This window comes from Amycolatopsis orientalis, from assembly GCF_000943515.2.
In the GTDB taxonomy this organism is placed as follows: Bacteria; Actinomycetota; Actinomycetes; order Mycobacteriales; family Pseudonocardiaceae; genus Amycolatopsis; species Amycolatopsis orientalis.
On record NZ_CP016174.1, the window covers coordinates 8,618,549 to 8,632,937 of the forward strand.

The 14,389-nt window shown below is 69.7% G+C and carries 12 protein-coding genes; 2 read left to right on the top strand and 10 right to left on the bottom strand.

Annotation, left to right across the window (positions count from 1 at the left end; genetic code table 11):
- Nucleotides 1-14 precede the first annotated feature (14 nt).
- Nucleotides 15-1,877, bottom strand: coding sequence for a glutamine--fructose-6-phosphate transaminase (isomerizing) (glmS, locus tag SD37_RS37570; RefSeq protein WP_044855819.1), 1,863 nt, complete (start codon nucleotides 1,875-1,877; stop codon nucleotides 15-17).
- A gap of 171 nt (nucleotides 1,878-2,048) precedes the next feature.
- On the opposite strand from glmS, the gene SD37_RS37575 reads away from it, so the two are divergent.
- Nucleotides 2,049-2,876, top strand: coding sequence for a dienelactone hydrolase family protein (locus tag SD37_RS37575; protein ID WP_044855703.1), 828 nt, complete (start codon nucleotides 2,049-2,051; stop codon nucleotides 2,874-2,876).
- 239 nt (nucleotides 2,877-3,115) lie between these two features.
- On the opposite strand, the gene SD37_RS37580 is transcribed toward SD37_RS37575, so the two are convergent.
- The 5 genes from SD37_RS37580 to SD37_RS37600 form a co-directional block, all read right to left on the bottom strand.
- A complete protein-coding gene (locus SD37_RS37580; RefSeq protein WP_044855704.1) occupies nucleotides 3,116-3,673 on the bottom strand; it encodes a hypothetical protein in 558 nt (185 codons plus the stop codon).
- A 28-nt stretch (nucleotides 3,674-3,701) separates the two neighbouring features.
- On the bottom strand, nucleotides 3,702-6,077 hold the full coding sequence (locus tag SD37_RS44030) for a WXG100 family type VII secretion target (RefSeq protein WP_044855705.1): 2,376 nt from the start codon (nucleotides 6,075-6,077) through the stop codon (nucleotides 3,702-3,704).
- Nucleotides 6,077-6,391 carry a hypothetical protein gene (locus SD37_RS37590; protein ID WP_044855706.1) on the bottom strand — a complete coding sequence of 105 codons (315 nt, stop codon included), beginning with the start codon at nucleotides 6,389-6,391 and terminating at the stop codon, nucleotides 6,077-6,079. The genes SD37_RS44030 and SD37_RS37590 overlap by 1 nt, the downstream gene beginning before the upstream one ends.
- A gap of 139 nt (nucleotides 6,392-6,530) precedes the next feature.
- Nucleotides 6,531-6,836, bottom strand: a complete 306-nt coding sequence (locus SD37_RS37595; protein ID WP_020633351.1) for an acyl carrier protein — start codon at nucleotides 6,834-6,836, stop codon at nucleotides 6,531-6,533.
- Nucleotides 6,826-8,535 carry a fatty acyl-AMP ligase gene (locus tag SD37_RS37600; protein WP_044855820.1) on the bottom strand — a complete coding sequence of 570 codons (1,710 nt, stop codon included), beginning with the start codon at nucleotides 8,533-8,535 and terminating at the stop codon, nucleotides 6,826-6,828. Before SD37_RS37600 ends, SD37_RS37595 begins: the two co-directional genes overlap by 11 nt.
- Before the next feature lie 15 nt (nucleotides 8,536-8,550).
- Here SD37_RS37600 and SD37_RS37605 point away from each other — a divergent pair, with 15 nt between their 5' ends.
- Nucleotides 8,551-9,483, top strand: coding sequence for a cytochrome P450 family protein (locus tag SD37_RS37605; protein ID WP_044855707.1), 933 nt, complete (start codon nucleotides 8,551-8,553; stop codon nucleotides 9,481-9,483).
- Between the two features lie 4 nt (nucleotides 9,484-9,487).
- Here SD37_RS37605 and SD37_RS37610 read toward each other — a convergent pair whose 3' ends face one another.
- The 4 genes from SD37_RS37610 to glmM all read right to left on the bottom strand — a co-directional run bounded on the left by SD37_RS37610 (nucleotide 9,488) and on the right by glmM (nucleotide 14,179).
- Entirely contained in the window at nucleotides 9,488-9,967 is a 480-nt protein-coding gene (locus SD37_RS37610; protein ID WP_044855708.1) for a hypothetical protein, read from the bottom strand.
- A gap of 19 nt (nucleotides 9,968-9,986) precedes the next feature.
- Nucleotides 9,987-12,452, bottom strand: a complete 2,466-nt coding sequence (locus SD37_RS37615; RefSeq protein ID WP_044855709.1) for a hypothetical protein — start codon at nucleotides 12,450-12,452, stop codon at nucleotides 9,987-9,989.
- Complete coding sequence (locus SD37_RS37620; protein WP_044855710.1) at nucleotides 12,452-12,760, bottom strand: type VII secretion target; 309 nt, start codon at nucleotides 12,758-12,760, stop codon at nucleotides 12,452-12,454. The genes SD37_RS37615 and SD37_RS37620 overlap by 1 nt, the downstream gene beginning before the upstream one ends.
- A gap of 84 nt (nucleotides 12,761-12,844) precedes the next feature.
- On the bottom strand, nucleotides 12,845-14,179 hold the full coding sequence (gene glmM, locus SD37_RS37625) for a phosphoglucosamine mutase (protein WP_037314756.1): 1,335 nt from the start codon (nucleotides 14,177-14,179) through the stop codon (nucleotides 12,845-12,847).
- Between the last annotated feature and the right edge of the window lie 210 nt (nucleotides 14,180-14,389).

Sequence of the window (14,389 nt, forward strand, 5' to 3'; positions counted from 1 at the left end):
GACGCCTCCGGTCCTTACTCGACGGTGACCGACTTCGCCAGGTTACGCGGCTTGTCGACGTCGTACCCGCGCGTGCGGGCGATCTCCGCGGCCAGCACCTGCAGCGGCACCGTCGAAACCAGCGGCTGCAGCAGCGTCGGCACGGCCGGGATCTCGATCAGCTCGTCGGCGAAGGGGCGAACGGTCTCGTCGCCTTCTTCCGCGATCACGATCGTGCGGGCGCCACGCGCCTGGATCTCGCTGATGTTCGACACCAGCTTCGAGTGCAGGACGGCGCGGCCCTTTGGCGACGGCATCACCACGACGACGGGCAGGCCTTCTTCGATCAGCGCGATCGGGCCGTGCTTGAGCTCACCGGCGGCGAAACCCTCGGCGTGCATGTACGCCAGTTCCTTGAGCTTCAGCGCGCCCTCGAGGGCGACCGGGAAACCGACGTGACGGCCGAGGAACAGCACCGCCTTCGAGTCGGCGATCCGGCGGCCGAGGTCGCGAACCTGGTCCACAGTGGACAGAACCTTCTGCACCGCGGCGGGCATGGCTTCGAGCTCGGCGAATTCGCGGGCGACCTCGTCCGGGTACTTGGTGCCGCGGGCCTGCGCCAGCGCCAGGCCGACCAGATAGTTGGCCGCGATCTGCGCGAGGAACGCCTTGGTCGAGGCGACGCCGATCTCCGGACCGGCGTGCGTGTAAAGGACGGCGTCGGACTCACGCGGGATCTGGGCGCCGTTGGTGTTGCAGACCGCCAGGACGCGGGCCTTCTGCTCGCGCGCGTGACGGACGGCCTCGAGGGTGTCCGCGGTCTCGCCCGACTGGGAGACGGCGACGACCAGGGTCGCGCGGTCCAGTACCGGGTCGCGATAGCGGAACTCGCTGGCCAGCTCGACCTCGACCGGGAGGCGGCACCAGTGCTCGATGGCGTACTTGGCGACCAGGCCGGAGTGGTACGCGGAACCGCAGGCGACGACGAAGACCTTGTCGACGTCACGCAGGTCCTGGTCGGAGATGCGCTGCTCGTCGAGGATGATCCGGCCGCCGTCGAAGTGGCCGCGCAGCGTGTTCGCCAGCGCCTCGGGCTGCTCCTCGATCTCCTTGAGCATGAAGTACTCGTGGCCGCCCTTTTCCGCGGCCGAGAGGTCCCAGTCGACGGTGAACGGCTTGGCCTGGGCGGCGTCGCCGTGGAAGTCGGTGACCTCGTAACCCTCTCGGGTGATCACGACGAGCTGGTCCTGACCGAGCTCGACCGCCTCACGCGTGTGCTCGATGAACGCGGCGACGTCGGAGGCGACGAAGTGCTCGCCCTCGCCGACACCGACGACCAGCGGCGAGGAACGGCGGGCGGCGACGATGGTGTCCGGCTGGTCGGCGATGGTCACGACCAGGGTGAACGCGCCTTCGAGACGACGGCAGACCGCGGCGACGCTGGCCGGGAAGTCGCCCTTCGTGTCGCCCTCGGTGTAGGCGCGGGAGATCAGGTGCGCGGCGGTTTCGGAGTCGGTGTCGCTCGCCATCTCGATGCCGTCGGCCTCGAGTTCGGCGCGCAGGGCGGCGAAGTTCTCGATGATGCCGTTGTGCACGACGGCGACCTGCTGGGAGGCGTCGCGGTGCGGGTGCGAGTTGCGGTCGACCGGGGCGCCGTGGGTGGCCCAGCGGGTGTGGCCCATCCCGGCCGTGCCGGTGAAGGCTTCCCTGCCGACGGTGTCGAGCTGGGTCTCCAGGTTGGCCAGACGGCCTGCCTTGCGCTCGACGTTCAGCGCGCCGGCGCCGTCGAGGACGGCGACACCCGCCGAGTCATAGCCGCGGTATTCCATCCTGCGCAGTCCGCCGATGACGACGTCCAGGGCCGGGCGGTGTCCGACGTATCCCACGATTCCACACACGGCCACCAGCCTAACGAGGGAACTTCAGGCCCTTCGCCCGGGCGCCCGCACCTGCGTTTAGCGGGCTAAACGCGACGCTTCGGCCTGCTCGGCGTCACGGTTAGCCCGCGAAAGTCGACCGGCGGGGCGGCGCGCGGGCCGGACGAGGGTGCGGGCAGTAAGGTCACGAGCATGGCCAGCAAGCCCAAGCAGCTGCTCGCGGAGCTGTCCCACCCAGGTCCGCACGAGGTTCTGCGCGGCAACCTCGCCCTGGTCGGGCTCCCCGGTGTCGTGTTCACGCCCCGCTCGGGGCTCGGTCTGCCCGCGATCGCGTTCGGGCACGGGTGGTTGCAGCCCACCGGGAGCTACCGGCACCTGCTCAGGCATCTCGCGAGCTGGGGCATCGTCGCGGCGGCCCCGGCCACCCAACGCGGACCGCTGCCGTCGCACCGGCTGCTGGCCGGCGACCTGCTCACCACGCTCGACCTGATCACGACGGTCCGCCTCGGGCCGGACGGCATCAGCGTCGACCCCGCGAAGCTCGGCCTCGCCGGACACTCGACCGGCGGCGGCTCGGCCGTCCTCGCCGCCGCGCAGGCGGCGGAGGAAGGCTCCGACCGGCCGCGGGTCCAGGCTGTCGCGACCATCACTCCCGCACAGACGTTGCCGCCGGCGACGGTGTCCGCCCGGTCGGTGACCGTGCCCGGCCTGCATCTCGCGGCGGGCGAGGACCTGGTCGCCCCGCCAGTGGGGCACGCGGAGGCCATCGCGGACGCGTGGGGCGGGCCGGTGCAGCTGCGGACGCTCGGGAAGTCGTCGCACCTCGGCGTCACCGAGGGCAGGCACTGGAGCCAGCTCCTGCTGCACGGGAAGCCGCACCGCGGGACGCAGCAGCTGACGAGGGCGCTGTTCACCGCTTTCTTCCTCACTCACCTGACCGGGACGACCAAGTACCAGCCGCTGCTGGACGCCGACGTCAAGCGCGCCCCGATCGAGCTCCAGGACGAACCCGCCGCCTGACCCGCTTCGCCACCGACTTGCGTTTAGCGGGCTAACCGCGATCCGACCCACACCCGCCCCCTGGCTACTTAGCATGCCTACGCGTCGCGATTAGGGGGCGAAAGTCGACGCGGGCCGAGCGAGCGCCTGCGGCACCGGAGCACGGTTAGCCCGCGAAAGTCGACGTGCGCGGGGCAGGGAAGTGGGTAAAGAGAAGGGCCCGGTTCTGGTGAACCGGGCCCCAAGTCTGCCGAAGTGGATCAGTCGACCATCCACGAGTTGTTCGAGAAGTCGTCGTCGTCGAAACCCTTGTCGTCACGGGCATGACGACCTCGACGACGAGCCGGCGCACCAGGCGCACCAGCCGCGTCGAGCGCCCCGGCACCCGGGACGGCCGGAGGCACCGCAGACGGCACGTCCACCGTCGCCGGCATTCCGGGCACCCCCGGAGCGACCGGAGGAGGCGGCGGCGGAAGCGGAGGCGCCGCACGCGACGTGTCGGGAGCGGGCCGGGCGCCGAACTCGGCGAACCGCGCGTCCGGCTTGTCGTCGTCCTCGATGTCGAAACCGATCGTGTGGTTGCGGTCGGCGGTCGTCTTGCCGGTCAGCCAGCCGCCCGCCTCCTTGCTCCGCTTCCCCAGCTCCTGCATGTGGGCGGCGTACTTGTCGTGGATGGCGGCGTCCTTCTGCATGGTCTCCACCGCCTGGGCCTTGGCGTCGGCGAGATGCCGCTCCCGCAGCCCGCGCTGCTCCAACTGCTCCGTGATGGCGGCGTCCTGCCTGGACATGGCGGCCGCCAACCGGTCAACAGCGCTCATCGGTCCTCCCTCGTTCCCCGGCTACCGATCATCGCTCGTAACTGATCGAACGGTCGCCGCCCTCGTCGTCGAGCGACCCGCTGATCCGGCCGCCCGCGCCACTGGTCTCGAAAATGCCGCCCTCGACGCGGTACTGGCTCGACCCGCGTTGCGTGTCGCCCCCGCCACCACCACCGCCGGCGCCACCCATGGCACCCATTCCACCCATCATGCCGCCCATTCCGGCGGACGCCCCTCCAGCACCGGCACCGGCGCCCGCGGGCGCGGGGTCCATACCGCCGGGCGCCATCCCGAGACCACCTTCGGCCCCGGCGGGCTGCGCGCCACCGCCGGACTGCACGCCGGCCTCCAGCGAACCGGCTTCGTTCAGCGACCCCGCCGAAGCACCGTCACCGAGCCCGCCGAGCGCGCCTTCGAAGCTGCCTCCTCCGCCGCCACTCGCGGTCGGCACGGTGCCCTCGCCACTGGCGCCCGACGCGGCGCCGCCGGATGCCTCGGCCCCCGCGGGCACGGCGGTTCCTTCAGAGCCACCACCCACGGCCACTCCGGCATCGACACCGCCGGGAGCGCTGAAGCCCCCGCCCTCGGCCGGTGCGGGCATCGGCCGGACGTCGTCCATCCGCCCTGGCTGCGGGTTGCCGGGATTCCGGTCGTCGAGACCGTTCTTCAGGTCGTCCTTGTCGAGGACGTCGCCGGGCTTGAGCTCCTTCTTCTCACCCTTTTCGTCGAGGGTGTAGGTGGTCGGCTCGCCCTTGCCGTCGTCGACCGTCACCACGGTCGGGCCGTTCGGGCCCTGCGGCTGCTCGGCGGTGATCTTGAGGTTGCCGTCCTGGATATGGATCTTGCCGTCCGGGCCGGGCCGGTAGACCCCGTCGGCCCCGGGCTCGCCTTCCTTGACCGCGCCTTTCGGGCCGAAGTCGCCGTCCTTGCCGTCCTTGCCCTCTTCGCCGGGCTTGCCGCCCTCGCCCTTCGGGTCGTCGAAGTCGAGCTTGTAGTCCTTCTCGTGGCCCTTGCCGTCGTCGACCTTGATGTCCATTTTGCCGTCTTTATCCGGCTCGGTCATCTCGATCTTGTTGTCGCCCTTTTGGACGGTCATGGTGTCCTGACCGTCCAGGCCGTCCTTGATCGCTTCACCCGTCGCCGGGTCGATCGGGTACGGCTTGCCGGTCTCAGGGTCGAGCTCGAGCGGCTTCCCGGTGACCGGGTTCGTGCCTTCGGCTGGCTTGTCCTCGGGCTTCGGGACTTCCGCCGCCGGCGGTGTACCGCCACCTCCGCCGGGCGGAGTGCCACCGCCGCCACCGGGCGGCGTCCCGCCCCCGCCACCGGGCGGGGTTTGGTTCCCGCCTGGCGTCTTCTCGCCGGGCGGCTTCTCAGCCGGCGGCTTCGCCGCGCCCGGGGCCGGGAACGGGTTCGTGTAGTCCTCCATGAACCGCGAAAGTTCGTGGTACTGCGTGTTGATCGTGTCGGTGGCGTTCTTGCAGAGCTTTTTGAAGTTCTCGTACCGCTCACCGAACTCGGTGGCGAAAGAACCCTTCAGCCACTGCTTCGCGGCGCCGATCGCGTATTCCTTGTTCTCGTCGTTCAGCTTGCAGTCGTCGTGACGCAGCCGTTCGGCGAGGTTGTTGCCAGGACACGCGGAATCGAGCCAGTACGCGACGTCCATGAGCTTTTCTTTGGAACCGACCTTGCCGTTCGCGATGTCGACGACCTGCTTCGCGATGTACAGCGGAGCGGTGGCGACCTTGTCGACACGCAGTTTCAGCGTTTCGTCGACCTTCAGCTTCAGCGCGCTGTAGATCTTGTCGATGGTCGACGGCACCAGCTTGACGACACCGTCCATCTGCGCGATGAGTTCCTGCGCGTCAGGCTGGATCCGCTGCTCGTACTTGACCTTCGCGGCCGTCGCGCCCTCCCCCTTCCAGTCGTGGAAGAGGGTGGTCAGCGCCGAAGTCGCGTCGGTCCGGGTCTGCTCGACGGCCTTCTTGGCATCAGCGAGATCTTCGACCTCGTCGAACATTTTCTGGAAATTGATCTCCCGGTTCTCGTGGAACCGGTCCCAGATGTCGGTCTTGTAATTGATGTCGGACGGCTTGTCCGGCATCTTGTTCCAGACTTGATCCGCCCACTCGGAGAAGAAGTCCAGCGCCGGGTTCCCGAGGTCGAGCACCTGGTCGGATTTGGTGGTGGAGCCGCCCGCGGCGGGCCGGGCCATCGAGTCGAGGTCCTTGTCCGCCTTTTCGGCGGCGGCCTTCTGCTTCTTGTCCCCGGCCGCGTTCGCGTCGCGTTCGGCGATGGCCTTCTTGTATGCCTCTTCCCCGCCGAACCAGAGGGCGTCCTTGGTCCCCTGGGTGATGTACGGATCCTTCTGCAGCTCCGCGATCTGCTGCGGCGTGGGCCGTGCCATTACTGGGTACCTGCCTTGTTGGCGGCGGCGGCGTTCGCCTGGTCGGATGAGGTGTAGCGGGTCGACGCGGTACTGACCCCGCCGGCGAGCTGGGTGAGCTGTCCCGCGTAGCCCTTCATCGCGTCGGAGATGGCGAGGATCCCGGTGGCGTAGCCCTTTTGGTAGTCCTTGTGCACCCGGCCGAAGTCAGCGGGCTGTACCTGGGTCGGCCCTACTTTCCCCGCCTCGGACGTCGTGTTCTCGGCCGCGCGATCCAACGACGTCGATGCCGTGAGCATCGCCTCTGAATCGGCTTTGTAGCCCCCGTCCGGCATGACCGGTGCCCCCTTCGTCCCGCTGTATCCGCCTCGTTGTCCTACCTACGACGCACGCCGGCGGCATCAGGTGCCATCGCATATGCACACAAGAATGTACCCACCGGTCATCCCGGCCGCAGGGACATTCACACCTTTGCTAACTCAAACGATTTCGGCGCAAGAAGCCTGGTAGACCGCGTTTTCGTGGTTTAGCGCCCGCTTCGACGGCCTCGGCGAGAACGGTCGCCGCGCCCCGGATGTCGACCAGGCGGTCCAGCTCGTCGAGGTCGATGTCGATCCCGAACTCCACCTCGACCGTCGCCAGGAGCCGGACCCGGCGCCGGGAGTCGACGCCCATCTCGGCGAAGGGTGTGTTCTCGTCGATGGTGTCCGGATCGACGTCGAAGGTCTCGCAGACGAGGGCCTTGATCTCGTCGACGTACTCGCTCCCGTCAGCTGCCATGGGGGGATTCTGTCCCATCCGCGGACCAATACCGCGTTCTGGCCGCGGAACGGGCGACCTTGCCGCTGGAAGTCCGTGGCAACCCGCCGGGTTTCACCAGGAAGAAGGCCTTGAGCCGGACGTCGTGCCGTTCAGCGACCGCACGGGTGGCCGCCCGCGCGATCTCGCTTTCATCGAAGTCGGGCGCCTTCCGCGCACGCTCGGCGACCACGACGACACCCTCGCCGTCGTCCAGGTCGACCGAAAACGCGGCGACCCGCTCGGGCCCGAGAAGGGGGTGAGCGGCGGCGACGGTCTCTTCGATGTCGTGCGGGCTGTGGTTCCGGCCGTCGATGATGATCAGATCCTTCAGGCGCCCGGTCACGGAGAGCCTGCCGTCCCGGATCGTCCCCAGGTCGCCGGTGCGGAGCCAGCCGCGTTCCCCGTCGAGTTCGGCGTCGAAGACCTCGGCGGTCAGCTCCGGGCGCCGCCAGTACCCGGCCCCCACGTTGGGCCCCTTGACCCAGATCTCGCCCGTCCCGCCCAGGTCGACTTTAGCGGGCAAACCGTGATCCGACGGGGCGACGACGCGGACCCGCTGCCCCCGTGGCCAGCCGATCTCGACGACCTCCCGGCCGTCCACCTCGGTCACCACCGGGCCGCCGGAATCGCCGCTGGCGACGTAGACCGTCGCCTCGGCCAGACCGTAGGACGGCCGGAACGCGCCCCGCGGGAAGCCGTGGGGTTCGTAGGCGGCGAGGAAGCCCCGGACGGTCGCCGCCCGCACCGGTTCGCTGCCGCTGAGCGCGATCGACACCGTCGAGAGGTCGTACTCGGCGCGCACCGGCTCGGGCACGGCCTCGGTCACCAGGTCGTACGCGAAGTTCGGGGCTGCCGTGAGCGTGTTCGGATACGCCGACATCAGCAGCAGCCAGCGCTCCGGGCGCCGGATGAACTCCAGCGGCGCGATGAACACCGTCCGGCCGCCGGAGTGCATCGTCCCCGCGATCAGCTGCGCCAGCCCCATGTCGTGGAAGAACGGGATCCAGCCGACGCACGTGGTGTGCTCGCCGACGTCGTAGGCGTCGCAGATCTGCCAGCACGACGCCGAAAGGGCCCGATGCGTGATGATCACACCGGCCGGTGAGCGCGTCGTACCGGACGTGTACTGCAGGTAGGCGGGGTCTTCGGGCGAAACCGGCGCGGGCTGGGAGCGGTCCGCGGGATCCAGCGGCAGGGTGTCGACGGCGACGATCTCGCGCGGCGCCGGAACCGCCTCGGCCGCGACGAACTCCCCGAGCCGCTCGACCAGCGCTTCCGAGGTGAGCCAGATGTCGGCGTCGCAATCGTTGAGGACCCCGACGAGCCGTTCGCGGTGCGCGCGGACGTCCGGTGCGGACAACGGCACCGCGACGGCTCCGGCGTACAGCGCGCCGAAGAACGCGACGATGTACGAGAGATCCTGCCGCGCGGTGATCGCGACACGGTCTCCAGGCCGGATCAGCTCGCGCAGCTTCGCCGCGACCGCGCGGACGTGGACGAGGAGTTCGGCCCAGGTCAGCGTGTCTTCGACGAGCTCGTGCCGGTTCGAGCAGTCGAGGTGCGTGTAGGCCGGGCGCTCGACGTCGGCGCGTTCGAGCAGACGCCGAACGAGCGGGGTCCGCAGCACTTCCTCGGGCACTTCTTTTGTGGACACTGGCACCTTCTCCAGCCGCGGCATGGGCATCATACGAACGTGGACGACTTCTTCGTGCTGGACGATCCGGCGGACCGCGTCAAGGCCCTGCGCGACCGCGAGCTCAGCTCGAACCCCGGTGGGGCCGCCGCCGAGACCCCGAACCTCCTGCTGATGGACGGCGCGGACCACCGTCGGCTGCGCGCGGTCGTCAAGGAGGTCATCGCCCTGGTGGAGCCCCTGCCGGACGAGGTGCTCACCGACCTCCGCGTCACGATTAGGGGGCTAAAGTCGCGCGGCCGGTTCGACCTGGTGGCCGATTTCGCCAGGCCGGCGGCGGCCAGGGTGACCGAGGCGGTACTCGGCACGGTCGAGCCGCTCGGCGAGAAGCTGCTGACGAACCTGTCCGAGACTGCCGCGAACCTGGACGTCTGGTCGGGCGGCCCGGCCGGAGCCGACACCGCGGCGCTCAGGGTCGCGATGTTCTTCCTCAAGGCGACAGCCGTCGAAGGCGGCGGGCTGGCGCTGCTCCGCGAAGCGCACGAAGCGGGCCGGATCACCGAAGACGAACTGATGATCACGCCGGTGATGCTCGCCCACGCGGCGTACGAGAACTCCATGAACTTCCTCGCCCTCGCCGGCCTCGAACTCCTACGCCGCCCGGACGCCCTCGACGACGTCCGCGGCCTGATCCACGAGATCGCGCCGACCCGCTTCGCCGCCCGCCGCGTGATCGCGCCTTTTTCCTTGGCGGGCAAGGATTTCACGACCGGGGACAAACTCGCCATCCCCCTCGGCCCGGGCGCCGAACTCGCGTTCGGCCTCGGCCGGCACACCTGCCCCGGCTCGCGAGTCGCGGTCGCCGAGGGTGAAGTGGCGTTGCACGCCCTCGCCGAGATCCTGACTCCCGACCACGTCGTGGAAGACGTGCGATACAAGACGCACGCCGTCTTCCACGGCGTCGAGTGGGCCATCGTGACGCTGCGAACCTGACGGCTCAGGTCGCCAGCCAGTCGGTGTTGGCGAAATCGTCGTCGTCACCCCGCGCGGCCGCCCGGCGATGCCGCCCGGCCGGGCGTTCCTCGGCGACCGGGGGCGGGGGCGGAGGAGGAGGGGGCGCCTGCGGCGCGGGCACCGGCGGCCGGAAGGAGATCGGCGGCTCGTCGGCCGTCCGGTACCCGGCCCGGCGCTCGTTCTCCGTCTCGTCCTCTTCGAACCCGAAGTCGCCGTCGTCTTCGACCTTGTCGCCGAGGGTCGACTCGGTCGCCCAGCCGCCCGCAGCCTGTGCGCGCCGCTTCTGCTCGAGCCGCGCGGACAACGCCGCGCTCGTCTCCTGCTTGAGCTTGTCGCCCGCCGCCTTGGTCTCCTCCAGCGCTTTGCTCGCCCGGTTGTCGACCAGGTACATCCGGTCGCCGTTCTCGCGTTCCAGCCCGGCCAGCTTGTGCCGGAGTCTGGCGAGATCCTCCTCAGGATTCACTGATCCCCTCCCCTGACCGCTAGCGGAAGCCGATGACGCCGTCGTCGTCGAGCGACCCGCTGATCCGGCTGCCCGTCGTCGTCGCGGTGTCGAACAGGCCGCCGTCGACGCGGTATCCGCTGGATGTGCGCTGCTGGTCTTCGCCGGACCCCTGCCCGCCGCCTGCCGCTCCGCCGCCCATCATGCCCATGCCGCCCATCATTCCCGCCCCGGCCGCGGCCGGGTCCTGGGCTCCCCCGCCCGGGGCGGAACCGAGTCCCGCCGGCGCCGAGGGCGCGGACGCGCCGCCACCGGTTCCGGCGGGATCCGACGTGTCGCCGAGGCCGTTGTCGTCCCCGTCGAACGGGTTGCTCAACGACTGGGCGGTCGTCGATTCGGAACTCCCGTCCGCGGCCGCCGCCACCGGTTCGGCCTGGTGTTCGGGCGTCGCCACGGGTGCTCCGCCACCGACACCGCCGGACGTCACGTCGTGCTGACGAACGCCCTGCTCGGCCTGCTGACGTGCGACGTCCTCGACCGGCCGGGCCGCGGCGCCTTCCGCGACAGGCCTGCTCGCCGCCTGGGACGCGGGGTCCGGGCTCGCGTGCCGACCGGCCGCGGGCTCGTCCTCGCCCAGGGTGTACTTCGCCGGATGCCCCGATCCGTCGTCGACGGTCACCAGCGTCGGCCCGCCGGGTCCGCCGGGCCGTTCCGCGGTGATCTTGAGGCCACCGTCCTCGATGTGGATCTTGCCGTCGGGGCCCGGCTGATGGACCTGCCCAGGACTCGCGACAGGACGCGAGGCCGCCTGCTGGTCCAGCCGCTCGGCGGTGTCCCGGTGCACGGCCCCGCCCGCCGCGTCGCCGGTGCCGGGCGTGGCCTTGCCGTCGCCGAAATCGAGGTTGTAGTCCTTGGCCTGGCCGGTGCCGTCCTGGACGGAGATGCCCATCTTGCCGTCGGCGCCGGGCTCGGCCAGGGAGATCTTGCGATCGCCCTGCTCGACCGTCATCGTCTCGGGCCGGGTGCCGTCCTTGATCGCCTCGCCCGTGCGGGGATCGATCGGATACGGCTCCCCGGTCGCCGGGTCGACGTCGAGCGGCTTGTCCGTGACCGGGTTCTTCTCCTGGCCCGGCACTTCCGGAACTTCGGGCTTCTCCGGCTGCTTGTATTCGACGGCGCTGGGCGGCGGCATCTGCCCGCCGCCACTCGATTTCCCGCCGCCCCCGCCCGTGGAGGGGCCGGCGCCACCGCCGGTGTCCTTGCCGCCACCGCCCTTTTCGACGGGCTTTTCGCCACCGGTCTCCGGGGTCTTGCCCAAATCCGCGAACGGGTTTTCGACCACCTGACCGAGCGAATCGAAGTACGCCTTCCACGCGCCGTTGATCGCGTCGCGCGTGTTCTTGCACACCAGCTGGAAGTTCTCGATGTGCTTGCCGAACCACCCGAGGAAGACGCCCTTGAGCCAGGCCACCGCCTGCGGTTTGAGGACCTCGTCGATGGTGCTCTGGTCGATGTCGCCCGCGTCGTCGTTGAAGGCGTCCTTGGCCTCGATGCTCAGGAACTTGATGCAGTGGATGATGTCGTTCTGGCTGCAGGAACCGTCGGCGATGCGAATGATCCGCTCGATGTCCTGCGCCGTGGCGCCGTCGATGTTGTCGGTGTACCACTTCTGCAGCCACTCGACCTTCTCGCGGCAGAACCTGCCCACGGAGGCGTTGGTCCGCAGCAGCCCGTCACCGGCCGCCTTGAAGGCCTCGGCGACCTTGCCGGTCTTGTCCGAGTAGGCCTTCTGGTAGGCGCGCGCCTGATCGGCCGCGGGGCCCTCCCAGGTGCCGAGCGAGTTCCCCAGCTTCCCGGAGACGTCCTGAGCCGACCCGGCGACGGCCGTGCCGACCGCGGTCAGCTCGTCCGCGCTCGCCTTGAAAAGGTTGAACGGGATGTTGTCCTGTTCGTGGTACAGCCGCCGGAGTTCGTCGAGGGAGACGGCCGCCCCGCCACCGGCGAGGCCCAGCGCCCGGACGTAGAGCGGGTGGAAGATCTCGTAGACCTTGAACCCCGACAGGCCGGGGACCATGATGTCGTTCGAATTCGCGCAGCCCGGGTCGGTCTCGGTGGCGCGTCCCGCGATCTCCTGCGTTTTCGCCGCGTCCTTGTTCAGCGCGTCACGATCGCCCTGCCGACCGGCGGCCTGGTTCGCGTCGTACTTCTCGTGCGCGGTCTTGTATGCCTTTTGGACTTCGTCGAGCGAACCGTCGTTGAAATTGATGTCGCCCTCGGTGATCCAGTCACCGTTCATGGACTTGATGTGGTCCCGGAACCGGTTCCGCTCCTCTTCGCTGGCGAAGCCGCAGCTTTCCGGGGACTCGTCCTCGATGTAGTCGATGTAGTTGAGGGCGAGTTCGCGTTTGGTGTCGCGATCGATGTTCGGGTCGTTGAGGATCTTCTCGACTTCGGCGCGGCTGGGAATGTCGTGCCCGGTGTCACCACCGACGTCCGCGAGGCCCATCAGTGCTTCCTCATCTCGGCCGCGTTGGCGTCCTCATTGGACTGGTAAAGGTCCTTGGACGCCGCGAGCTTGCGGCCGAACTCGTCCGACGCCGCGAGATAGCTGCGCGCGCACTTGGCCATGCGTTGGATGCTCGCGGAATAGCCACTGAAGCAGTCCCCGTGCGCGGGCCCGAAACTCGCCGCGCTCAGGTTGATCTGCTCGACCGCCGCGATCGGTCCTTCACAGGCCTGCTTGGGCAGGTCCTGCAACACCTTGGCGGCCTCGTTCAGCTGCGCCGGATCGACCTTGTGCCCTTTACCCGCCACCGTCACCCTCCCCTAGGTATCCGCACACGGAATGTACCGGGCCGGTAACCCGTGCGCAGCGACTTGGGGAGATCGTGAGGGGGCTTACGAGGCCGAGGAGACGACGCCCGCGAGCCTGTCGGCGGCCGCCTGTGCGGTGTCGTGCGCGGGGGCCTCGACCATGACGCGGACCAGCTGTTCGGTGCCCGACGGGCGCAGCAGGACGCGGCCCTCTTCGCCGAGTTCGGCCTCGACGGCACCGACGGCGTCACGGACGGCCTCCGAGACGGCGACCGCGGCCTTGTCCGCCACGGGGACGTTCACCAGCACCTGCGGCAGGCGGTTCATGACGCCGGCGAGCTCGGCGAGCGACTTGCCGGTGGAGGCCATGCGGCTCATCACCCGCAGCGCGGTGAGCAGGCCGTCGCCGGTGGTCGCGTACGCCGGGAGGACGACGTGGCCCGACTGCTCGCCACCGAGCGCGAACCCGCTCGCGCGGAGCTCTTCGAGGACGTAGCGGTCACCGACGGCGGTGGTGACGAGGTTGATGTCGTGCGCCCGCATGGCCAGGTGCAGGCCGAGGTTGCTCATCACGGTCGCGACCAGGGTGTTCTTGGTCAGCTCGCCGGTCTCGGCGAGGGCGAGGGCGAGGACGGCCATGATCTGGTCGCCGTCGATGAGCTCGCCCGCGGCGTCGACGGCGACACAGCGGTCTGCGTCACCGTCGTGGGCGATCCCGAGGTCGGCGCCGTGCTCGACGACGGCCGCACGCAGCGCGTCCGGGTGATTCGAACCACAGTGCTCGTTGATGTTCACGCCGTCCGGGTCGGCGTGGATCGCGATGACCTCGGCGCCGGCCTTGCGGTAGACCTCGGGGGCGGCGAAGGACGATGCGCCGTTGGCGCAGTCGACGACGACGCGCAGGCCCGCGAGGGGGTGCGGGGTGGCCGAGAGCAGGTGCTGGATGTAGCGCTCACCCGCGTCGGGGACGTCCTTGACGCGGCCGACGCCGATGCCGGTCGGGCGGGTGACGGGAGCGGCGAGACCGGCCTCGATCTCGTCCTCGATCCCGTCGGGAAGCTTGTGGCCGCCTGCCGCGAACAGCTTGATGCCGTTGTCGGGCATCGGGTTGTGGGAGGCGGAGATCATCACGCCGAGGTCCGCTTCGAGCGAGCCGACCAGGTAGGCGACGGCGGGGGTCGGGAGGACGCCGAGGCGGAGCACGTCGGCACCGGCGGACGTGAGACCCGCCACGACGGCGGCCTCGAGCATCTCGCCGCTGGCACGCGGGTCACGGCCGACGACCGCGACCGGACGGTGCGAACGGTCGTGCGCGGCGAGGACGCGGGCCGCGCTGGCGGCGAGCGAAAGGGCCAGCTCCGGGGTCAGCTCCTCGTTGGCGAGGCCACGTACGCCGTCGGTACCGAATAGACGTGCCATCTGTCGACCTCCTTGAAAAACCACCACGACAACCTAGCGAGTGCCCAGCCCCGCCTCCCCGCACCCCCGATGTCGCCTTTCGCGGGCTAATCGCGACGCGCGGAGCGCGGTTAGCCCGCGAAAGGCGAACGGGTGGGGCACGCGGGACTGCTGTGACAAAGGGGTCCGCGGGTACGACGGACCCTGGAAACACGGAAGCGCCCATCCGAG